The sequence below is a fragment of the Ilumatobacter nonamiensis YM16-303 genome, assembly GCF_000350145.1.
GTDB lineage: Bacteria > Actinomycetota > Acidimicrobiia > Acidimicrobiales > Ilumatobacteraceae > Ilumatobacter_A > Ilumatobacter_A nonamiensis.
On record NZ_BAOL01000011.1, the window covers coordinates 25,646 to 48,062 of the forward strand.

The window sequence follows — 22,417 nt, forward strand, 5'->3', positions numbered from 1 at the left end:
AGCCGACTACCAATCCACTCGCTCGCGATCGCGAAAGAACCCGCCCGTCGGCCCGTCGTCGGGCAACGTGGCCGCCCACACGATCCCGGAAGCGCCGATGTCCGGCGACCGACCGTCGAAGCCGACCATCGCAGTCGCGCTCCGGCCAGGACACACACTGTTGACGAGCACGCCGTCGAGGCGCAGCTCGTCGGACATCATCCGCGTGAGGGCATTGAGGGCCGTTTTGCTGACTCGATAGCTGGGCGCGCCGCCTTCCATGCCGGACAATGAGCCGGCGCGACTCGAAACATTGACGACTCGGGGGTGATCGCTGCGCCGGAGCAGTGGGAGCATCGTCTGGACGACGCACCACGCCCCGAACAGGTTGATCTCGAGCGTTGAGCGCACCTCGGCGAGGTCCACGTCCATCGCACGGCGGTCGTTGTCGAAATTGGTGCCCGCGTTGTTCACCAAGATGTCGAGCCGGCCGTGGACTCGATCGATCTCGGCCGCGGCGTGCTGAACCGACGATGCGTCGGCCACGTCGAGTTCGATCGAGGACGCCTTCCAGCCGCGGTCGCGTAGCTGTCGCTCGGCCTCGGTACCGGCATCGACGCCACGGCAGCCCAGCAGCACATGGTGATCGAGTCCGGCCAACTGCCGAGCCACCTCGAACCCGATCCCCCGGTTGGCGCCGGTGACCAGGGCAACGGGCGGCGTCACGCGATCTCCAGCAGGTCGGCCTCCACGAGACGGCGCACGGCTTCCGAAATGACCGCCGGGCGCAATCCGCTCTGGTGGGCGATGTCGCACAGATCGGTCGTTCCGTCCGACGCATTCAGTACCCAGAGGTACGCCATCTCCACCGCCTGGGAGTCGATCGCACCGCCCGTCGAACGATAGAGCCCGCGTCGACCCAGTTGGACCTCGCCGTAGGGCGAAGTGTTGCGATAGGTGCGATTGGCTTCGACGGCGTCGACCACGTCGACCAGCAGGTCGACCGCCGTGTCGAGTTGGTGACCCGAGAAGAAATCGAAGTCATCGGCGGAGGTGTGGTACTCGGGATACTCACCGTGCACGCCTCGGGTCAGGCGCCCGACCGGCAGATCGAAGCCCGGTGAGCAGAACTGGCGCTCGTCGTAGCCGTACGGGCTGAAGTCGACCACACGCGAGCCTTCGACGTGACGGAGCACCTCAGCGGCGATCCGATCGATGTCGCGGTGGCCGCGTCGGCTGCGCTTGTAGGTGAAGCCCGATGGGTCACCGAGACCGGTGATGACGAGCCCGTGATCGATCCGTTGGATCGACGTGGCCTGGGCCAGCCAGCTGATCGAGCCGATCGTGCCCGGCAGGAACAGGAGGCGGTAGCTGTACCGGCGATTGACCGAGGCCAGCCAACGCCCGACCTCCACCAGCGCGGCGATCCCGGACAGATTGTCGTTGACGAGGGACGGATGGCAGATGTGTGTCGTGATCAACATCTCGCGGTCGATCTCGCCGGGGATGAGCAGCTCCCCCCACTCGAGCCGTCCCGGCGCAAGCGTGGAGTCGATCACGACGTGGTAGTCCCCGGCCGGAAGCGCCGCGCGCTGGTCGTGGCTGACGCAGAATCCCCACGTCGGCGAGTAGTACGAAGTGCGGTAGGGCACAGCGTCGGGCCGATCGGGCAGGGAATGGAGATGCTCATCGAGCTCGTCGCGATCGACGACGGCATCGACCGCAACGCTGTGACTCACGACGTGCAGGTTGCTCGCGCGGAAGTCGACCAGCCTCTCATCGGAACCCTCCCGGGCAATGTAGGCGTCGCGAACCTCCCATTCGTCCGGCACGATCCAGTCCAGGACCTGCGTGCCCGACGCGACTCCCTCGCGCGTGATCGGGATCTCGGAGGCGATCCGATCGAGCGTCGATCGTGTGCCAGGGCCCATGATGCTGCGACAGATCGGGTACAGGTCCTCGATCAGCGAAATCATTCGCTCGGAACGAGCGGAACTAGGATCGCTCACTGGTGCTCCACGATGGTCTTTGATGATCTTTTCCTCCGACGATGATGGTCACCGAGACATCGATCGTCAACGTGCACCTGATCACACCGGTTGTCCACGACGACGCACGCGGCTGGTTCGCACGGACCTTCGACGAGGCGACGTGTGCCGGGGCCGGAATCGAAACGCGCTACGTGCAACAGAACCAATCGCGCTCGACTCGAGGCGTCTTGCGTGGAATGCACGTCCGCGGCGGCGCTGGCGAATGGAAGATCGTACGGTGCGCCTCCGGCAGGATCGTCGACCAGGTGGTCGACCTCCGACCCGATTCGCCGACGTTCATGCGCAGCCTGCGTGTCGACCTCGACGATCGGGCCCAGCAGCAGCTCGTCCTCCCGCCCCACGTCGCACACGGCTTCCAGGTCGTCTCCGACACTGCTGACATCGCCTACCTGCATTCGCGTGCGTACGTGCCGGGCGACGATCTCGCGTTCGCGTGGAATGATCCCGACCTCGATCTCGATTGGCCGCTCGCCGACCCGGTCGTCTCCGAGCGTGACGCAGCCGCGCCGCGCATCTCCGAAGTCGATCTGGCCACGGCGTTCGAACGCTGAACGCCTCGGATCGAATCCGATCACTCGGGCGTGATCTCGCGAGGTACAGGCACGGGTACGTAGAAGCGCCCGCCGCGGGCAGCGAACTCGCTCTGTTGCGCCACGATCTCGGACGCAAAGTTCCACGCCAGCAATAGCAGGTCATCGGGCTTCTCGTCGAGTAGAGCTTCGACCGGTCGAATTGGGAGATTGCACCCTGGCATTAACTTGCCCTGCTTGTGAACATTGCGATCGACGACGAACGCGATGTCGTCGGCACCGAGACCGGTGCTGTTCAGCAGCGTCGCTCCTTTTGCGGCCGCGCCGTACGCGGCCACGGTCCGACCTTGGTCGCGGAGATCGGCGATCAGAGTTCGCAGTTGGCGCTGGCAGGCGGCGACCCGGTCGGCGAACTCCGCGTAGTACTGATGAGTGGTAAGACCATCGCTGAGTTCACCTGCAAGGAACTCGCGACAGCGCTCGGTGCGCTCTTCTCGATGACCGATCGACCAGCGCAGCGTCCCTCCGTGCAACTGTGGGAAGTATTCGACGTCATTGAGGTGCAGCCCGTGGCGGCGCATCAGTGTCTCCACCGAACTGCAGGAGAAGTAGCAGAAGTGTTCGTGGTAGATCGTGTCGAACTCCACATGTTCAACGAGGTCTCGGACCCACGGGTTCTCCACCGTGAGCACTCCGTCGTCTGCGAGGAGCGCTGCAAACCCGCTGACGAGGTCGTTCAGGTCCGGTACGTGAGCCATCACGTTGTTGGCCACGATCACGTCGGCCGGACCGTGCTCACTGCGGACGCGGCGAGCGACGTTCAGACCGAAGAAGTCGACGAGCGTGGGGACACCGATCTCCTCAGCAGACCTCGCTGGCCCTGGCGATGGGTCGATCCCCAGCACCGGCACACCGGCCTCCACGAAGTTGCGCAGGAGATATCCATCGTTGCTCGCCACCTCGACGGCAAGGCTCGATGAATCGAGGGAACGTTCCTCGAGCAGCGATGCGACATGAGCGGCCGCATGCGTACACAGAGCGTCGGAGAACGACGAGTAGTACGGGTACTCGGAGTCGAAGATCACTTCGGCGGGGAGCGCGTAGCCGAGCTGCACGAGCGCACACTCCTTGCAGAACGAGATCCCGAGAGGATAGGTCGCACTGGGTATGTCCGCGTCGAGCAGCGCATTGGCGATCGGCGTCGACCCGAGATCCAGCACCTCGACCAACCGGTCTGAGCCACACGATCGGCAGGCTGAGACGACAGAACCGCTCATGATTCCCAGACGCGCCACGGAGGCGAGCCCGAATCCCACAGCGACTCGAGCAGCAGCTTGTCCCGCAGCATGTCCATGCACTGCCAGAAACCCTCGTGCCGGTTCGCCACGAGTTGGCCGTCGGACGCCAGCTTCTCCAGCGGTTCGCGCGCCCAGTCGACGTCACCGGGGATGTACTCGAAAATCTTCGGTTCGAGGACGAAGTATCCGCCGTTGATCCAACCTTCGTCCATTTGCGGCTTCTCATCGAAGCGTTCGACCACGTTGCCGTCCAATCGAAGCTGGCCGAAGCGCGCACGAGGATGAACCGCGGTCACCGTCGCCAGCTTCCCGTGGTCGCGATGGAAATCGGCGAGCGAGCGGAGGTCGACATTGGCGACACCGTCCCCGTACGTCATCATGAAGGGCTCGTCCCCGAGATGGTCCCGTACCTTCATGAGTCGACCGGCGGTCTGGCTGTCCAACCCGGTGTCGACCACCGTGACTCGCCACGGCGGAACGTTCGACCGGTGATGTTCGATGGCCCCGGTCGCGAAGTCGACAGTGAAGTCGTTGACCGTCGATGCAGCCTCGGTGAAGTAGCGCTTGATCTGTTCGCCCTTGTAGCCGACGCAGATCACGAAGTCGTCGAAGCCGTAGTAGCTGTAGTGCTTCATGATGTGCCAGAGGATCGGGCGGTGTCCGATCTCAACCATCGGTTTCGGCCGGACATCGGTCTCCTCGCTCAGTCGAGTGCCCACACCGCCCGCCAGAATGACCACCTTCATGGCCGGGATCGTAGTGCCCCCACGCGTGCTACTGCGGATTCTCGGGACCCCGACCAGACAGGTCCGTTGCACCGCCGTCACGCTACGTTGCAGGAACGCGGTCGGCGGACGAGCGCGTCGAAACGATCAGGAGTGTCGAGATGCGAGTGTTGATGACAGGAGCGGACGGGTACATCGGGACCCGAATGGGTGGGGTGCTGATCGACGCCGGTCACGACGTGACCGGGCTCGACACGGGTTTCCATCGCAGCGGTTGGCTGTACCACAGCCCCGAACCAAGACCGTCCGTGACGACGGGCGACACGCGCGACATCACACCCGACGATCTGCATGGCTACGACGCCGTCGTGCACCTCGGCGAGCTCTCCAACGACCCCGTCGGCGAACTCAACCGCGATCTCACCTACCAGATCAACCACCGAGCGACGGTGCGTCTGGCGACGCTGGCCAAGGCCGCGGGAGTCCAGCGCTTCGTTCACATGTCCAGCTGCAGCGTGTACGGCGCCTCCGGCGACAGGCCGAGCTCCGAACTCGACACCCCTGCCCCCCTCACGGCGTACGCCGAGTCGAAGGTCCTGGTCGAACGGGATGTCGGCTCACTCGCGGACGATGACTTCTCGCCGACGTTCCTCCGCAATGCAACGGCATTCGGTGCGTCACCGCGTCAGCGATTCGATCTCGTCGTCAACGATCTCGCGGCGACCGGATACCTGTACAAGGAGATTCGGATGACGAGCGACGGCTCCCCTTGGCGTCCGTTCGTCCACATTCTCGACATCGCCGGAGCAGTCGCCGGCGTTCTCACCGCTTCTCGTGACGCAGTACACGGCCAGATCTTCAATGTGGGGTCCGACGAGCAGAACTATCAGGTACGCACCATCGCGGAAACCGTCGCCGACGTCATCCCCGGATGCTCACTGACATTCGGAGAACCGTCGCCGGATCGACGCAACTACCGCGCCAGCTTCGAGAAGATCCGTGCTCTCCTTCCGAACTTCTCGTGCCAATGGGACGTCAGGCGGGGCGTCGAGGAGCTGGTCCGGACATTTGAGGCGATCTCATTCGGCGAAGTCGACTACCGTTCCCCTCGCTACTCCCGGGTGCTGCAGGTCAAGCACCTGTTGTCGACCGGACAGATCGACGACGACCTGCGTTGGACCTACCCGGCCGATTGAGCAGCGGTTGTCGCGGTAGCGTTGCCGCGACGGCGAAACAATGACCGGAAGTACTCCCCACAGCCGACACGAGCCACAGACGATGACCAATCAGGGTGCCAAGAGCGAGGAAATGCAATGAGTGACGCGGGCCAATCATCGGCGGTTTCGGGGGTTCTCCGCCGCTGGTGGATCGTCGTGCTCTTCGCTGTTCTGGGAGGAATCGTCGGCGCATACCCACAACCTGCCGAGGTTGCGGAAACCGCAACGAGCTTCGTCGCAACCAATACATCGCTCTCCACCGAGGGTTCGGAGAACTCCGGGATCTCACCCGACCAGATCAATCTCCTGTCGACCGTCGGCGAGGTGCCCGAGCGAGTCGGCGACCAACTCGGCCTCACCGAGAACCCGGCGGAGATTGCGGCACAGGTCCAGGTGAACTACGACTTCGCCACCGGGGCGTTGACCGTGTCGACCGAACAGAGTTCCGCCGGGCAAGCAGAACTCCTCGCCGACACGTACGCCCAGACGATCAACTCATACCTCGTGGAGAGACAGACGAATCTCTACCAGGAGCAGCTCGCCGCCTCGCGCCAGCTTCTCGACGAGTTGCAAGAGGAACTCGACGTCGCAAGTGCCGAGGCGGCGGCGGACCCAGGCAACGTGACGGCACAGGCCGAGCGCGACGCAATCTCTCGTGAATACGGCGTGGCGTTCGAGCAGAACCGTCAGCTCGAGGGCCAGCAGACAACCCCGCTCTCGTTCACGACGCTCCAGTCCGCGCAAGCCGTACCCGTCGAGGACAGCGGTCTCGGAACACCGACCTCACGGACGGTGCGCGGAATCATGGGGTTCATCGTCGGCGGAGTCCTGGGGCTCGCTATCGCGTTTCTGCTGAGCCTGCTCGATCGTAAAGCGCGTTCCCGCGATCAGATCGAGGAGATGATGGGAATGCGCGCCCGCGTCGCAATCCCCCTCGTGCGCAAAACCGAGGGCGGCGTCGTCGTGACCGAAGGACGCCATGACGCTCTCTCCGACGCCTACCGCACGGTCCGAAACGTCGTCGGCTTCGTCCAGAGCACGCTCCCTCCCGTCGACCGGGCCCGGGTCACCCTCGTCGTCTCGCCCGGCCCTGGCGATGGCAAGACATCGCTGTCCGCGAACCTTGCCGCAGCGTTCATCGAGACCGGGGAGCGAACGGTCGCGATCAACACCGATTTCCGTCGCCCGCGGATGTCACAGGCGATCACTGGGATGGACCCCGCGCCGCTTCCGTTCGACTATCTCGACCTCCGAGCGATCGACACGACGACACTGCTCCATCCGACAAGACGCGACAACCTCAAGATCCTCGACCTCGCATCGATCGACGCCGCTCCCGGCGAACTCGTGCGTGCGACGATCCCACACCTGCAGGCCCTCGCCGAGGTGTCCGACGAGATCGTCGTCGACACGTCTCCGGTCGGCGCAACAGCCGAAGTGCTTGACCTCATCCCCTATGCCGACGTCATCGTGATCACCGCGAGGGTGGGCCATACCAACATCCGCTCGATCGAGCGGACGATCGCGATCCTGCGCGACATCGCCACGGCACCGCTGATCCTCGTCGTCGGAGGCGTCAGGCAGGAGCGCAATCCGTACTCCGGCTACACCTCACGCGAGGTCAACTCGACGTCCAAGTCGTTGGCGTGGTTCGACCGTTTCCGCGGGCGGGGCGAGTCGTCACCGAAGGACGTCGAATCGGTGCCCGAGACTGCCCACGACGACACGTCCGAGGTCGAACTGCAGAGCACGGACTAGCGATGCAGCAGCGGGCGATCGTCGCCGCCGGGGTGGCGTACGTGCTTTTTCTCGGCTGGTCGATGACCAACGCCACGTACGACGTGTGGGGGCTCCTCGTGGCAATCCCCCCGTACATGCTCCTGGGGATCCTGTTCGTCCGGCGCGTCTTCCGTGGCGAACTCGCGTTTCTCAGAACGATCATCTATGTCGGCTTGGTGGTGAAACTCCTCGGGTCTGCAGCCAGGTATTGGATCGGCTTCGACGTCTACGGCGGATTCGACGCATTGCGCTACCACGACTATGCCGTGAAGGCGTCGACCGACGTCTGGGCGGGCACGATCAATCCGCTCGAAGTGTTCCCGGCCGGGCTCACTGCGATCGGCACGCAGTTCACCGAGGGAGCGACCGGGTTCATCTACCTCTTCATCGGCACCAGCCTGATGAGCGGGTTCGTCGCGTTTTCCTTCTTGTCGTTCATCGGAACATGCTTCTTCATCAAAGCTGGTTGCACCGCCGTTCCCGGCCTGGCACAACGCAAGTACGCCTGGCTCTGTGTGCTCGCGCCGAGCATGATGTACTGGCCGTCGTCCATCGGCAAAGAGGCGCTGATGATGTTCGCGCTCGGCACCGCGACCTACGGCCTCGCACTCCTCTTCACCAAGCCCGCGGCCGTCGCACCCGCCGTGGTCGTGATCGGGGGGCTGATCCTGGCCGCCATGATCAGGCCACACTTCGTCGGGATGTGGCTGGCGGGAATCTTCCCCGCTCTGCTCGTCGCCTTTGCACGCGGCCGGCCGAACGCGGACGGAGGGCCGCCGAGAAAGGTCGACCGTTTGGTGATGGTGCCGATCATCGTCGTCGCCGCGATCGGACTCATCGTCGTGGCACAGATCGCCGTGAGATACCTGCAACCGTCTGACCATCTCTTGGAGGATGGACAGACCGCCGGAATCACCGACATCATCGAGGAAACAGGACGTCGCACGGAGCAGGCCGGCTCGGCGTTCGAACCACCGTCGATCAGCAACCCCACGATGTGGCCCTACGCATCGGTTCGCACGCTCACGCGTCCACTCCCGTTCGAAGTGCGCGGCGCCGCGCAACTGATGGCCGGTGGCGAGATGGCGATCTTCTTGTTGATGTGCGCGTACTCCTGGCGTCGACTGCTCAACGTGCCCAAACTGATCCTGCAATATCCGTACGTCGCATTTGCGATGACCACCCTTTTTCTCGGTGGCCTCGCATACACCAGCTTTGCCAATTACGCAGTGCTCGCGCGACAACGATCGCTGGTGTTCCCGTTCATGCTCCTCATCCTGTGCGTCCCGCCGATCCGGTCCTTGCGACGCCAGCCTGTCCTCCCCGAGCGTCACCGCTCGGGTGATGTGTGGGCTGCTCGCGCTGACGAGGCGATCTTCGCGGGCTCGAACGAATCCGACGATCAGAACAGCTCGATGTCGCCGAGCGACACGGCCCAGTTCGACAGGGGCGGCATGCCGCGGTCGGTGACCGCCCGCCACGTGAGTACCGGTCCCCCGCCCGGGAGGAAGTTGAAGCCCGAGGACATCTGGGGCTGACCGAGGCGGATCGCATAGTCGGCGCCGGCCTCCTTGGCCGCTCGGCCCGCGAGCCGGTCGGTCGCCCGGGCCGGTCCGAACGTCGAGACGACCGCGAGTTCGGTCGCCGAGCCGCGTCGGCGGGCACGGACGATGACGGCGGCGTCGCCATCGTCGACGACGCGATAGCCGAGCAGTTCGGTTCCGAACCTCCATGCCAGATACCGATCGTCGACGTTGGTGCGAAACTCGCGCACGTCGACCGGCTCGGGCGACCGACCGTCGGGGCCGCGGCGGTCGAGCCAGTCGAGCGGTGACTCACCGATTCCGAGCGGGAGCGACCATCGGTCGGCCGGCACCCGTGACCGCAGGGCGGCGATCGCTCCGCCTGGTCCGACGAAACGCACCGCGGCCGGCAACCGACCGACCTCACGCCACCCCATCTTGAGGTATCCCGGTCGGCTCTGATCGTTCGGAGTGTTGAACACGAAATCGACGCCCTCGGCACGAACCGCTTCGAGGCCGTGCATGGTCAACGCGCGGAACAATCCTCGACCCTGGTAGTCCGGGTCCGTCGCGGTGTCCACCGCCCGAACGGCTCGGAGCACCGTGCCACCGCGCACGAACTCCCAGCGCATCAGGGCCCGGATGGCGACGATCCGCTCGCCGTCCACTGCCACCCACATGGGCGACGGACCGAATCGATTCTCGTCGTGCTTCCACGCGAACAACGCGGGATAGCGCGGGTCGCCGTCGCTGCCGAGCGAGCGCTGGAGCAGAGCGATGATCTCACCGCGATCATCAGGCGTGGCCGTGCGAATGTCGAGTTCTGGACCTCGTCGCCTCGGAGCGTGACTCGCCGTCGCTGTCGGCGGCTCGTGCTGGTCGCCGTCCGAGTCGGCCGCTCCGTGGCGGGCGATCCGACGATAGGCCGCCTCGAGCTCCGCGACCGTGCGGTCGATCGAGAAGTCAGCGGAACGGCGCCGAGACGCCAGAGCCAGACGCTCGCGAAGATCGGAATCGGTCACCAGCTTCCCGATCGCGTCGGCCAACGCGGTCGAATCGCGCGGTGGGACGAGCAGCGCATCCACACCGTCGCTGAACTCCTCGGCCAGTCCCCCGACCTCGGTGGCAACCAGCGGCAATCCGAGGGCGACAGCCTCCATGACCGCGACCGGCAGCCCTTCCCACTGCGAGGCCAACATGAAGGCGTCACAGGCGCCCATCACCCGTGTGGCATCGGGCCGGAACCCGGTGAGGATCACCCGATCTCCGAGCCCGTACCGTTCGTGGATCGCCCGCACCTCCGCTTCCTGCGGTCCCTGTCCGACCGCCACGATACGAACGGGAACCTCCCACTCAGCCAGCAGGCGCGCCGCGGCGAGGAGGTTCGGGTAGTCCTTCTGCGGGCGGAAGTTGGCGACCGTCCCCACCACGAATTCGTCAGCGCCGATGCCGAGCTCGTCACGAACCTCGGCGCGATGCACCGTTTCAGCGGCGACAGCGTCGACGTCGATGCCATGCCGGAGCGTGACCGCCAGATCGGCATCGGGCCCCTTCATCGACTCACGAACCTCGTCGGTGACGGCGAATGCCGCGTCGTCGAGGCGACTGGTCAGGCGATTCGCCGTCCTCGTCGGCGACCGATGGGTCTCCCACCGGTTGTGCTCCGTGCTCACGAGTCCCGGCCGGATTTCCGCTGGCATGGATCTCACTGCCAGACGAGCAACGCTGCCTGGAAGTGGAGAGTGAACGTGGACGACGTCGTAGTTTCCGTTGCGCACCAGGCGGGCCAGATTGAGCGGCCACTGCGGGTCGGAACGCCGCTTACTGACACAACGAGTTCGCACACCTGCCTCCTCCAAACGGCCGACGAGGTGATCCTTCCACGGCAACACGAACGCGCACTCGATCTCGAAATCGCTGTCGTGCGCACGGGCGGCAGCCTCGAGGAGGGTCTCCGCTCCACCCGGGCCGAGCCCCTTCACCACCCACAGAACCCGCGTTGCCACGGCATGGACCGTAGCGGTTCCCAAGCGACGCGCGGGTCTCGTCGACGGCGCCACCAGCGATGCGCTCCATGCGAGCTCAGTAGGGTGCTACGAGTGAGCTATGACACGTCGTCGACGACCGGTGATCCGGCGCCGCAGTCGGTCTCGTACTCGGTCATCGTCCCGACCTTCAACCGTGCTGCCACGATTGGTCGCGCGATCGAGAGCGTTCTCTCACAGGATTTCGAGAACTGGGAGTTAGTCATCGTCGACGACGGTTCCACCGACGACACGGCTGCGGTCGTCAGACCGCTCCTGAGCGACCGCCGGATCCGGTACGTCGCTCAATCGAACGCTGGCGTCGCGGCCGCTCGCAACACAGGAGCGTCGACCGCAACAGGATCCATGCTGACGTTTCTCGACAGTGACGACGAAGTGACCGCGAGTTGGCTCGCCGACTTCCATCGGCAGGTTGACCTCACCGGTGAACGAGTCGGCTTCGTGAGCTGCGGATTTCGAATCGCCGGCCGCGACTGTCCGCCGAGGTGGCGGGACGAGCTCTCCGCGTCGCCCTACAACTCGCTGTCGGGCACCTTCGCCGTGAGTAAACGGGTGTTCGACATTATCGGAGGATACGACGCCCAACTCAGACAAAGCGAGAACTGGGAGATGGTTCTGCGAGCGCTCGACTCCTGTCAGCGTGCGAGCCTGAAGATTGCAGCGACTCCGAGGTGCAACCTCATCGTGCACAGGGCGAAGAATCGCACACAACAGCGTTCTCGGGACCTCGACCGGGCCAACGCCTACCTACATCTCCATGACAAATACGTGACCGATGGGATTCTTCACGCCCGTCGTGAGCGCTTCCTCGTCGGCGCAGCGGTCAACTTCGCTCGGAGTGGGCAACTCGCGGACAGCCGGCGATGGTTCTATCGCAACTTCCGTCGGTATCCCTCCACAAGCAATCTGGCCCGCATCGTCTGCTTCGAGATTCCCTACGTGAGAAACCGGCTCTGGAACAGCCGGAATCTCGCGATTGAGATCACCGACAACTGAACCGCGCTTCAGCGCGTGGCTCGCACGGAGCGGTCAATCCTGCCACCTCGTATCGTCCGCCGATGAGCAGCGATTTGAGCCCGTCTGGCGTCGGCGATGCGCGGCGAGTCCGGAGCAGGTCGGCGCCGATGATCCTCGAGCTCGTCAGGTGCCGATGAGCCCGGCAATTGCCGGTGCGATCTCGGAACTGAACGGCGGACCCCATGGCACGGTCACGTTGTGGACGGCGACCCCATTCACGATCGATCCGAGCGTCTCGAAATCACGTCCGAGGACCTGTGGATCACGCCACCCGTACACCCGCGGAAAGCGGAGCATGGCGAAGACCGCGTCCGCCGGAGCGATGGTGGAAACCGAGATCGTCGTCGAGTCATGGTCAGGCGATGGAATGACGATCGCGCCGAGTCGAAAACTCCTCAGCGGCGCCGTCCGCGGCGCTACCGCGAGTCGGTCGTCGGCAGTTCGCCGACTGGACGCACCGCTCATGGCATCGGCGAGCCCAAACGCTTTCGTACGCAATCGCAGCTCGGGAGCACCCCCGGTGCACATCACGGGATTGCCGGACTCGACCACGAGAACGTCGTCCGTCACGAGTTCGGCACCGCTTGCACACATCAATGCTGCGATCGTGGACTTTCCACGGCCCGACTGGCCGACGAACGCGATCGCCGTGTCGCCAATTGACACGGCGCTCGCATGGAGGACTGTCAGGCCACGGAGAGCGAGCACAAACGAGCTGACGGTTCCGGCCAACAACACGGGGAGCAGTTCATGGCGCCCGGAGCGGTCAGGACGGACAACGATCTGGGCCAGATCGCCAGAGATCTCACACTGGCCGCAGTTCCGGAATCGAAGGATGTAACCCCCGTCGGTACGGGTACCGGTATACCAGCGCGCGCCGGACGGATCATCGAGCCTGACAAGTTCATCTCCAGGGGGAAGATCCTGGGTGCTGCTCATATCCGAACCAAGACAGATGTCGACATCTGTCCGTCCGGCGGCAATCGTGGGAAGGGCGAGCTCCACCTCCGAACGAACGTGCAGGCCGCATTGAAAATAGTGGAAACGGGAGGGTGTAGTCATCGTTCTGCGCCGACCGGAGGCGGGCCGAAGGTTCTGTACGAAGTGATGTCTTCGAGCGGCCGTCCGTCGATCTCGAGCCAGGCATGAGCGGTGAACTGCTGCGTCTCCCCACCGATCACGCCGAGCCGGAGTGCGGGATGGAAATGCCGCAGCAGATGCCCCGCGATGAGGGAACGACGCAAGCACGGACCCCTGCTGAACGGCCAGGCGTCGGTGACCCGGCGCGTGCAGAGCATCTGCCGTTTGGTCGTCGCAGGGAGATCGTCGAGCGGCAGCGGACATGCGGTCGAATCGACAGGTGACAGGTCGAGGTGAACACCGAGGAGCGCTGCCAAGCGCCGAAGTTTCATCGTACGGATGAGCACCTCAACGACCACGATCATGCCAAAGACATGGACCGTCGTGAGTAGGTCGCGTGGGGGTTGCCCCACGGCTCGGCGTGCCTTGCGCGCCAAATCGGTCAGGCCATTGTGCGGCGGGTGCCGACGATTTGCAGTCACTCATCCTCGATGAGGTTGCGTTGCCGAAGACTGTCGAGGAATCGACCCACATCCGTCGCCGCGAGTTCTGGAGCGATCGCGTACCGGTCCGTGAGAGCAGTCACGAGCTCCGTCTCGGTCGCGCCCTGGCTGAGCAGCTCCCAGAGCGCTCGACCGCTTCCGTTCAGCTTGAGATACACGGAGCCATCGAGATCGAGGATGACCACCTCATCTCCCGCTGCGTGCCACGTCAGCTCATCTTTCCTGAGTTGCATACCCACCCACTCTTTTCAGTGACCGTTGACGGGGCCGCTTCGCGACCATCCTAGGCTCCACGCATGTTCGTTCGTGCGCCCGAGAACCCGTACGTCATGACTGAGTTCGACACTGTAGTCGGAGTTCTGCTCGGTCTCGAGGAATCCGAGCGGAATGAGTCGGGTGGCATTGACCCACGGGCCACGCTCGAGCGAGTCGTGTTCGAACTCATGGTGTCGTCCCGACCGCCGTATGTCGTGGCCTTCTCGGGAGGGCGCGATTCATCGCTGATTCTCGCGATCGCAACGGCGATCGCGCGGCGAGAGGGACTTGACCTGCCGACACCGGTCACCAAGGTCTTTCCACACGTGACCGAATCGAACGAGGAGAAGTGGCAGACGGCATTCCTCAAACACCTCCGGCTCCCGGATTGGGAGCGACTGGAGCTCGCCGACGAGCTCGATATCGTGGGTCCTCTCGCTACTCAGCGGTTGCTCGAGTTCGGGGTACTGTTTCCGGCGACTATTGTGGGCGATGTACCGATGCTGGAGGTTGCCCGGGGCGGCCTGATCTTGGACGGTGAGGGCGGAGACGACATTCTTGGCTCGGAAGCACACCGCATCGGCTCGTTGGAGCGCCTGCGACGCGGATCGCTGCATGGACGGGTGCGCAAGCTGCCGAGTGTCGCGGAACGCCTCCTACCCAATCGGATACGAGCACCGCGACAAGTTGCCGGGATGAAGCCAACGCCCTGGCTCACTCCTGCTGCAGCGGCGGCGCGGAAGCAGGCGCTGGTAGATGCCGAAAAGCTGCGTCCGCTGTCGTTTGCGCGGAGCGTTCGACAGGCACGGCGCAGGCGTTCCGTCGTGATCGGCTCAGCCAATCGCGCGTATTTCGCCGATCGTTTCGATGTGCACCTTGCGAGCCCGATCCTGCACCCGGACTTCGTGGAATCGATGGCCCGATTGGGAGGGATTCTGGGCCCCGGCCAGCGCAGCGACGTTCTCCGGATGATTGCTCCCGACCTCCTTCCCGACGAAGTGGTCAGCCGCCGAAGCAAAGCAATCTTCAATCGGGCCATCATGGGTCAGCACAGCAGAGCGTTCGCTGAGAATTGGGACGGTTCGGGAGTCGATCGCTCCCTTGTGGACGTCGACGGACTCCGAAACGAACTCTTGTCCGAACGACCCAACGCAGCGGTGGCGGCTCTCGCACAGTCCGCGTGGCTTGGATCTCAGCCGGCGAACGGGGTCAAAGAATAAACCCTTGCCACGGTGGGGGATGAACCACTACCCTCAGTGAGGACCCGGCGGGGCGATTTGCCTGAAGTCGTCGGGCGGACAACAAAGGAGCCACAACGTGGAAAAGTATGAGACACCGGAAATCATCGAGCTCGGTTCGGTCGCAGACGTGACCCAGGGCGAGGGCCTCGAAGGCAACGCAGACAACGTGTGGATCTTCAGCTGGGGTAGCTGAACTTCACTGAAGGTTCTGCAATTCACAAGGCATCTGGTCTGCGCACATGCGGGCCAGATGCCTTGTCTGCGTTTTCGCCCAGGGTGGTTACTCACGAGCGAGCCGCTCGAGAATCCCGTCTCAGCTCCTGAGTCCGTATCGGTCTGCTTGGAGGTTGAAGAGATCGTGATACAGACCACCCGACCTCATCAGGTCGACGTGACTCCCCATCTCGACCACGTCACCGTGGTCCATGACGACGACCGCATCGGCCGACCGGACTGTCGCGAAGCGATGTGAGACGAACAGTACGATCCGATCGAAACAGAGTTCGTGGAGGAGATCGAACAGATCCGCCTCGGCTTGCGGGTCCAGTGATGCCGAAGGTTCGTCAAGAATCACGATCGGAGCGTCACGGAAGAGCGCCCGAGCGATCGCGAGACGCTGCCATTGGCCGATCGACGCGTCGGTCCCTCCGGCGAAGACCTTGCCGAGACGCGTGTCGATTCCCGCAGAATTCGAGCGGATGAGGTCGTCGACGCCCGCCTCGATCGCGGCCCGCTCGATTCCTTCCTCGTCGTCGATTCGATTGATATCCCCGAGCGCAATCGAACTTCGGATCGTCAGCATGAACTTTGCGAAGTCCTGGAAAACCGGAGCCATTTGGGCGCGTACCAACGCCGGGTCACAGACCGCGATGTCAACTCCGTCCCAGCAGACTTTTCCCCGAGTAGGCGGGAGGAGATTTCCGATCACCTTGGACAATGTTGTCTTGCCTGACCCGTTTGCCCCCACGATCGCCATCACCTGACCGCGCCGGAGTTCGAAGCTCACCGAACGAACGGCATCCTCTTGAGCGCCTGGGTACCGATATCCAAGGCCCTCAACGGTGAGCGTCGTCGGTGGAGTCGGAGGGATCGCCGTCGGTCGACGCTTTCGGATGTTCGGGAGTTCCGCTCGAAAGCTCTCGAAGTCTCGGAGGAATGTGATTCCCTGGTGAACGTTCGTGAAGGCCGTCCCCGTCGAGCGGAGACGGCTGCTGAGCTGCTGGAGCCCGACGATCGCGACCGCGGCGTCACCGATCGAGATGACGTTTCGCCCAGCCAAGATCAATGCGAACGAGAGAGTTGCGATCATCGCCGCCGTATTCACGACGGCACCAAACGTCGTTAGCACCAACCGCTTTCGTACAAGATCACGCAGACGACCGAGTCGAATGTCCCACAGGTCGGAGTGCCACCGGCGGAATGTACCGGCGATGTCATACGCACGGACTTCCTTTGCCATCTCCCGCGACGTGAGAACCACCTCGAGGTACACGCGCTCTCGCTGCAACTCGGTGAGATCCCGCTCCATCTGGTACTGCGCCCGGTTGTTCCTGACATTGACGAACGCGATGGGGAAGTAGCTGATGACTGCGATCGGGACGAGAACTGGTGCCACCGTGAAGAGCACCCCGATCACTCCGACCGCAACAACCAACGTCGACATCATGGTGACGAGGCCGAAGACCACCGCCGACGACTGGCCTCCGGCCGCGGCGCGGGCCCGCTCGAGCCGATCGTGAAAGTCGGAGCCTTCGTAGAACTCGAGTTCGACTTCCGTCGCAACATCAAGAACATCGTCCATGGTCCGCCGCTGTACCTTCTCACCGAGCGGGATGCGCAGTTCCGTCGTTGCCGCTTGGCTCAGCGCACTGGCCATCAGCAAACCGCCGAGGAGGATCAGGTACGGAACGAGTTCACCCGTCGCTACTCCCGTCGTACCTGCGAGAAGGTCGAGGAGCGAACGGCCGACGAGGAGTTGGCCTGCTACGGCGAGTGAGGTGATCACGGTCGCCGCGAGGATGAGTAGGAGCGTTCCCCGTCCTGCTGCCCAGACCAACGTGAACGCCAGCCTCACCGTGCCGATCGAGTTGGTCGTGTTGTCCGCTGCCATGTCCGCCAAAGGCTACGCCGTTCGGTGCTCTCGGGCCTCAGGAGAGGCCGTACCCGGGTTTCGTGATCATTGCTCTTCCGACGAGTTGCCCGCCTCGTTGTGGGTAGCGCTCTCGCCGCCCCACCGTCGGCGGGTGACTCGCCACAACCGGTCCCACCGAGAAGAGTAGCCACCCCGGGCGAGAAACTCATCCGATGGTGATGCCCAGTTCCGGAGCACCCGTAGCCGGTCGCGCGGAGGCATGCCGAGCGTCTTGGCAAGCTTCAGGTCGAACTTGTCGAGATCCGGGCGGTCATATGCCCGCCGCAACGCGAAGTCCAGCGGATGCCTACCCCGCACGCCGACCACGACCCGGTCGGCGCCGCACAACACCGCAGCGCGCTCCGTGATACGTCGCACCACGTCCGCGACATTTGTCGCCTGCAAGAGCTCGGTGGCCGTACGTCGTTCCAAATTGTCGGCCGCTCGAGCGATGAGCAGGAGGTCAAGCAGCGATGACATGATTCGATGATTGGGATACGAGATAGCCAAGTGACTCGCCGCATGCGCCATCCGTCCGCCGCGATCGAACGCGCGGAACTCGTGACCGCCGATCGTGAAGCTCTCCCACTTGTCCCAATAGTCCTCTGGGATCGGCCGGCCAACCGTGTGGAGTCGTCGGTGGAGATCGATCGAGTAGTGGTCGTTAAGCCGCCAAGTCTCACCTTTATCCATCAACCGGATATCGAGATCTGCTCCGACGAAACCCGAATCAGCGAGAATTTGACTGGCTTGACGGAAACCGCTGTCGCCTCGGACCAGGAGATCGACGTCGGCGGATTGGCGGAGCCCAGGTTGGACGTGATCGAGATGGCCGGTCGCCGTCCCCTTCAGCACACGGAACTCGACGCCGGCGTCGTTGAAGCGCGCCCCTACGTCGACGAGCATCGATTCGAGCTGGAGGCCGTGCACGACCTGGCGCATAGAGGCGCTCTCCAGATTGCGCTGGAGACGATCCGTCTCCGCGACAATCCGTCCGGACTCGACAGCGGCGCGGAGCTGCGGCACGAGGCGGTGATAGTTGAGACGAGCGAACAACACATCCTCAGCGTCGGGAGCGACGACGACGGGTGCGCACTCGTACTCCATATCGAGGAGGACGCGGACGAGGTCCACCCCGCGTTCGTGGAGCGCCAACTCAGGGTCGAAGAAACGCAGGGCATCGCCAGGCGTCATCGAGTCGGTCGCGAGCGCTGTGGATGATCGGCGTCGTCGCATGAAACGATCCTCTCAGCCGGTGACGATCGATTTGAAGATGAGCAACACCCCGTGATCATGGCAGACACGCCGCAACGGAATGACCAGCACTTGCGGGTCGGGGGACTCGGAGGGGTGCCCGCAGTGCAGCGGACCATCATCCGATGATCACCGAACCGCTGGCACCGCCGCACGCCGCCATCGCGCGGAAGGCATCCAATTGGAGGAGTCCTCCAACAAACTGGCAGAAGCTCAGACGACACCTGTTTGTCCACTCAATGCGCACTTGCCGTATGACCACGACCGAGCGAAGCCTCAGACGCTGCCCTAACCTGCTCACTTATGCGTGTGGCGGTCACCGGCGGTGCCGGATTCATCGGTTCGAACCTCTGTGAGCACCTGCTCGCGACAGACGGCGTTCAGTCCATTGCGATCATCGACGACCTGTCCAACAGCCAGATCGAGAACCTCGACGGGCTGAACGTCGAGTTCGTCGAAGGAACCATTCTCGATCACGATGCGCTCGATCGGACGTTCGACGGTGCCGACGCCGTCGTCCACCTCGCCGCGCTCGGGTCCGTGCCGCGCAGCGTGGCGAATCCGATCGCCTCCCATGCCGTCAACGCCACCGGCACCGTCATGGTTCTCGAGGCCGCGCGCCGCCACGGCAACCTCCACACGATCGTTGCGGGAAGTTCCAGCGTCTACGGGGCGAATCCGACGCTGCCGAAGCACGAGGACCTCGCCACGCGTCCGCTCTCCCCCTACGGCGGCAGCAAGCTTGCCACCGAGGCATACGCCTTGGCATGGGGTGCCAGCTACGGGCTACCAGTCCTGCCCTTCCGCTTCTTCAACGTGTTCGGGCCCAAGCAGCCCGCCGGCCATGTCTACGCCGCGGTGATTCCAGCGTTCGTCGACTCAGCGCTGCGCAGCGAACCGGTCACAGTGCACGGCGACGGCATGCAGAGCCGCGACTTCACCTATGTGGGCACCGTGACCGCAGCGATCACGCAAGCAATCCTCGACCGCACCGTCAGCGACGCGCCGGTCAACCTCGCCTTCGGGTCACGCATCACCCTCCTCGACGCGCTCGAAGAGCTCGAGGGAGTGCTCGGGCATCCGGTCGAACGGAATCACATCGAACCTCGCGCGGGCGACGTGCGCCACAGCCAGGCCGACAACTCGCGGCTGCTCGAACTCCTTCCGAACGTCGAAGCGGTGTCATTCATCGATGGTCTTACGACCACCGTCGACTGGATGCGTACGACGCACGCGTGACGCGATCTGATGTAGATACGGCTGCCGGAGCAAGACTCTCGATCAACGACCGCCCGCCGCTTTCGTGATGGTCACGATGATGATCGAGCACACCAACGACGCCAACGCCACGAGCGCCAGTTCGACTAGCGACTCGCCGGTGGACTTGGCGATTCCTCCCGTGCGCACCCCGACGAGTGCGGCGAACGCGCCGACGCCAGCGACGAGCAGCGAGGTCCGAGAGCCGGGCTCGATCGGGCGGATGAGACTCACAAGCGGCAGATTGACGAAACCCCACCAGGCGAACAGCATTCCCGCCATGGCGCTGAATCGACCCGACATGCCATACATCCCGGCCAGGAAGATCGGGATCGCAGCGGCGGCATACCACGACAGATGCAGCGGCTGACGCACCGCCAGTTCGAGTAGCAGCACCCCAATCGGCAGAAACAGCATGTTCGGGAATTGGCTGGTCTCTGGCACGCAAAGATACGTACCGGCCAACGCGAGAGCGATCGCTCCGCCGCCCACCCCGGCGACCGGCACCAACCGTCGGAACGCAGGCATGGCCGCGCCCACCAACGCGCCGGTCACGATCGCTGACACGACGAACCACCGGTTTGCGCCGCCGCTGAAATCACCGAATTGTTGAAAGAGAGCGACGATTCCTCCAGCGATCGCTGCGCCGACCGCACCGCTCGGCCCAATGAAGTCCATGGACCGCCACCGCTCGAATTCAGTGGCCATCTCAGGCCGCCCCGCCCGACGTGATGACGTCGCAGACACGATCCACGTCGTCATCGGTGAGCCGCGATCCCGAAGGAAGGCTCAGGCTGCGATCGAACAGATCTTCAGCGACCGTTCCGCCGACGACCGGGTGGTCGGCATACACGGGCTGGAGGTGCATCGGCTTGAACGCGTGACGCGCCTCCACACCGGCGTCACGCAAACGTTCCAGGACCGGCGTCGGCACGAGTCCACTCTCGGGAGCGAACGCGACCGTCGTCAGCCAATGGTTCGGTGCGACGTCCGCGGGAATCGCCTGGAAGGTCGTTCCGTCGACCACTGACAGCCCGCTTTCGTACCGGGCCCGAACACTGCGCCGCGCCGCGATCCGGTCGGGCAACGTTCGCAACTGGCCACGCCCGACCGCAGCGTTGAGGTTGCCCATCCGATAGTTGAACCCGATGTCCTCGTGCTCGTACCACGGCACGGGCTGACGTGCCTGCGTGCTCAGATAGCGCGCACGAGACACGATCTCGACGTCGTCGCTGAAGATCGCTCCCCCACCGCCCGTCGTGACCATCTTGTTGCCGTTGAACGACAGGATCCCGACACGACCGTGACGCCCCGCGTGGATCCCGTTCCGGAAGGCACCGATCGCTTCGGCGGCGTCGCACACCATCGGCACGTCGTAGTCGGCGCAGATCGCGGCGTATCGGGCGCCGTCCGCGACGGAGCCGTAGAGGTCGACGGACACCACCGCTGCAGGAAGCGACCCCGCGCCCGCACGGCGCTCGAGTTCCTCGGCGAGCAGGTTCGGATCCATGTGCCACGTGTCGGGTTCGCAGTCGACGAAACACGGACGTGCGCCGAGATGCGACGCGGCAAACGCGCTGGCCGCGAACGTCAGCGTGCCCATGAGCACGTCGTCGCCCGCCTCGACACCGACGGCCATCAACGCCAGCTCCAGCGCAGCCGTGCCGCTCGACAACGCGGCGACCGCGGGAGCTCCGGTCAACACGGCGAGCTCCTCCTCGAACGCGTCGATGTCCGGCCCTGCCGGGGCAACCCAGTTGGAGTCGAACGCGGCGATGAGCAGCTCACGCTCGTCGGGGCCGACCTCGGGAGGTGAGAGGAGGAGTTTCCAGTCGGATCCGTCGGCCACCCGGACATTCTGACAGCTCGGCGAACACATGCGGGACACGCGTTTGTACGCCGAGCGCAGGTGGGGAAGACTGTGCGCCCATGGCGGGTCCCGCACACGACATCCAGATCCTGTGCGTGTGCACCCACAACCGGACTCGGTCGGTGATGATGGCCGCGCTCCTCGGGGGACATCTCGAAGCGGTGGGGATCAACGCCTCGGTGACGTCAGCGGGACTTCACCGTGACGCAAACCCCGCCACCGACGGCGCAATTCGTCAGATGGCCTTGCGCGGCTACGACGTCCGGTGGCACGTCGGGCACCGGATCAACCGCGACGACGTCGAAGATACCGACCTCATCCTCACCGCCGAGGTTCTCCACGTGGCCGAAATCGCCGGCATCTGGCACGACACCTTCGAGCGAGCGTTCACGCTCCCCGAGTTCGTCGCCAACACGGACGAGTCACCCCAGGGCCTGACGTTGCCCGGCCTTCTGGAGCGCATCAACGTCGGACGCCCCACGGCCCTCGACTACCTGGATGCCCGAATCGGCGAACTCCACGATCCAACCGGCGAAGGCCCCGCGCAATGGGAGGCCAGCGTGGAGCGGATCGACGATCTGACCGGGCGCGTCGCCGCGAAGCTCGCAACGCTCGATCTCGTCGGCACCGACCGCGCCATCGGGTGTCAGACACAGGATGGC

General features: G+C 64.2%; 20 protein-coding genes. 8 read left to right on the top strand and 12 right to left on the bottom strand.

The window, feature by feature from the left end; genetic code table 11:
• Positions 1 to 6 precede the first annotated feature (6 nt).
• Complete coding sequence (locus ON45_RS01795) at positions 7 to 705, bottom strand: SDR family oxidoreductase (protein WP_040491413.1); 699 nt, start codon at positions 703 to 705, stop codon at positions 7 to 9.
• Positions 702 to 1,955 (bottom strand): DUF4910 domain-containing protein, encoded by a 1,254-nt coding sequence (locus ON45_RS01800; RefSeq protein ID WP_040491416.1) that lies wholly within the window; start codon positions 1,953 to 1,955, stop codon positions 702 to 704. The genes ON45_RS01795 and ON45_RS01800 overlap by 4 nt, the downstream gene beginning before the upstream one ends.
• Positions 1,956 to 2,029: 74 nt before the next feature.
• Here ON45_RS01800 and rfbC point away from each other — a divergent pair, with 74 nt between their 5' ends.
• Complete coding sequence (rfbC, locus tag ON45_RS01805) at positions 2,030 to 2,581, top strand: dTDP-4-dehydrorhamnose 3,5-epimerase (RefSeq protein ID WP_040491418.1); 552 nt, start codon at positions 2,030 to 2,032, stop codon at positions 2,579 to 2,581.
• A 20-nt stretch (positions 2,582 to 2,601) separates the two neighbouring features.
• Here rfbC and ON45_RS01810 read toward each other — a convergent pair whose 3' ends face one another.
• Together ON45_RS01810 and rfbF are read right to left on the bottom strand one after the other, a co-directional pair.
• Positions 2,602 to 3,837, bottom strand: coding sequence for a class I SAM-dependent methyltransferase (locus tag ON45_RS01810; protein WP_051062278.1), 1,236 nt, complete (start codon positions 3,835 to 3,837; stop codon positions 2,602 to 2,604).
• Complete coding sequence (rfbF, locus tag ON45_RS01815; protein WP_040491419.1) at positions 3,834 to 4,604, bottom strand: glucose-1-phosphate cytidylyltransferase; 771 nt, start codon at positions 4,602 to 4,604, stop codon at positions 3,834 to 3,836. Before rfbF ends, ON45_RS01810 begins: the two co-directional genes overlap by 4 nt.
• A 140-nt stretch (positions 4,605 to 4,744) precedes the next feature.
• Between rfbF and ON45_RS01820 the strand changes: the two genes are divergently transcribed.
• Both ON45_RS01820 and ON45_RS01825 read left to right on the top strand, forming a co-directional pair.
• Complete coding sequence (locus tag ON45_RS01820) at positions 4,745 to 5,779, top strand: NAD-dependent epimerase/dehydratase family protein (protein WP_040491421.1); 1,035 nt, start codon at positions 4,745 to 4,747, stop codon at positions 5,777 to 5,779.
• 117 nt (positions 5,780 to 5,896) lie between these two features.
• A complete protein-coding gene (locus tag ON45_RS01825; RefSeq protein WP_040491423.1) occupies positions 5,897 to 7,558 on the top strand; it encodes a hypothetical protein in 1,662 nt (553 codons plus the stop codon).
• Positions 7,559 to 8,981: 1,423 nt separating this feature from the next.
• Here the strand turns inward: ON45_RS01825 and ON45_RS20865 are convergent.
• Entirely contained in the window at positions 8,982 to 11,108 is a 2,127-nt protein-coding gene (locus ON45_RS20865; RefSeq protein WP_148288480.1) for a GNAT family N-acetyltransferase, read from the bottom strand.
• 93 nt (positions 11,109 to 11,201) lie between these two features.
• On the opposite strand from ON45_RS20865, the gene ON45_RS20870 reads away from it, so the two are divergent.
• Positions 11,202 to 12,143, top strand: a complete 942-nt coding sequence (locus ON45_RS20870; RefSeq protein WP_051062272.1) for a glycosyltransferase family 2 protein — start codon at positions 11,202 to 11,204, stop codon at positions 12,141 to 12,143.
• 144 nt (positions 12,144 to 12,287) lie between these two features.
• Here the strand turns inward: ON45_RS20870 and ON45_RS01845 are convergent, their stop codons facing one another.
• From ON45_RS01845 to ON45_RS01855, 3 genes are all read right to left on the bottom strand, one after another.
• Positions 12,288 to 12,830 carry a hypothetical protein gene (locus ON45_RS01845; RefSeq protein WP_148288481.1) on the bottom strand — a complete coding sequence of 181 codons (543 nt, stop codon included), beginning with the start codon at positions 12,828 to 12,830 and terminating at the stop codon, positions 12,288 to 12,290.
• 392 nt (positions 12,831 to 13,222) lie between these two features.
• Positions 13,223 to 13,609, bottom strand: a complete 387-nt coding sequence (locus tag ON45_RS01850; RefSeq protein ID WP_040491426.1) for a lasso peptide biosynthesis B2 protein — start codon at positions 13,607 to 13,609, stop codon at positions 13,223 to 13,225.
• 113 nt (positions 13,610 to 13,722) lie between these two features.
• Entirely contained in the window at positions 13,723 to 13,980 is a 258-nt protein-coding gene (locus tag ON45_RS01855) for a PqqD family protein (protein WP_040491428.1), read from the bottom strand.
• 63 nt (positions 13,981 to 14,043) lie between these two features.
• Here ON45_RS01855 and ON45_RS01860 point away from each other — a divergent pair, with 63 nt between their 5' ends.
• Together ON45_RS01860 and ON45_RS22500 are read left to right on the top strand one after the other, a co-directional pair.
• Positions 14,044 to 15,222: an asparagine synthase-related protein gene (locus ON45_RS01860; RefSeq protein WP_040491430.1), complete on the top strand. Its 1,179-nt coding sequence runs from the start codon at positions 14,044 to 14,046 to the stop codon at positions 15,220 to 15,222.
• Positions 15,223 to 15,319: 97 nt separating this feature from the next.
• A complete protein-coding gene (locus ON45_RS22500; protein WP_158412135.1) occupies positions 15,320 to 15,436 on the top strand; it encodes a lasso RiPP family leader peptide-containing protein in 117 nt (38 codons plus the stop codon).
• Between the two features lie 120 nt (positions 15,437 to 15,556).
• Here ON45_RS22500 and ON45_RS01865 read toward each other — a convergent pair whose 3' ends face one another.
• Together ON45_RS01865 and ON45_RS01870 are read right to left on the bottom strand one after the other, a co-directional pair.
• On the bottom strand, positions 15,557 to 17,353 hold the full coding sequence (locus ON45_RS01865) for an ABC transporter ATP-binding protein (protein ID WP_040491432.1): 1,797 nt from the start codon (positions 17,351 to 17,353) through the stop codon (positions 15,557 to 15,559).
• Between the two features lie 66 nt (positions 17,354 to 17,419).
• Positions 17,420 to 18,610 carry a nucleotidyltransferase family protein gene (locus ON45_RS01870; RefSeq protein ID WP_083914079.1) on the bottom strand — a complete coding sequence of 397 codons (1,191 nt, stop codon included), beginning with the start codon at positions 18,608 to 18,610 and terminating at the stop codon, positions 17,420 to 17,422.
• A 321-nt stretch (positions 18,611 to 18,931) separates the two neighbouring features.
• On the opposite strand from ON45_RS01870, the gene ON45_RS01875 reads away from it, so the two are divergent.
• Positions 18,932 to 19,867, top strand: coding sequence for an NAD-dependent epimerase/dehydratase family protein (locus ON45_RS01875; protein ID WP_040491437.1), 936 nt, complete (start codon positions 18,932 to 18,934; stop codon positions 19,865 to 19,867).
• Positions 19,868 to 19,909: 42 nt separating this feature from the next.
• Here ON45_RS01875 and ON45_RS01880 read toward each other — a convergent pair whose 3' ends face one another.
• The gene (locus ON45_RS01880) at positions 19,910 to 20,593 is read right to left on the bottom strand and encodes a hypothetical protein (protein WP_148288483.1); all 684 of its coding nucleotides are present in this window, start codon (positions 20,591 to 20,593) and stop codon (positions 19,910 to 19,912) included.
• Between the two features lies 1 nt (position 20,594).
• Positions 20,595 to 21,734 (bottom strand): aminotransferase class I/II-fold pyridoxal phosphate-dependent enzyme, encoded by a 1,140-nt coding sequence (locus ON45_RS01885; RefSeq protein WP_040491441.1) that lies wholly within the window; start codon positions 21,732 to 21,734, stop codon positions 20,595 to 20,597.
• A gap of 80 nt (positions 21,735 to 21,814) precedes the next feature.
• On the opposite strand from ON45_RS01885, the gene ON45_RS01890 reads away from it, so the two are divergent.
• Positions 21,815 to 22,417, top strand: a 603-nt coding sequence (locus tag ON45_RS01890) for an arsenate reductase/protein-tyrosine-phosphatase family protein (protein WP_040491444.1), incomplete at its 3' end; no start/stop codon positions are given.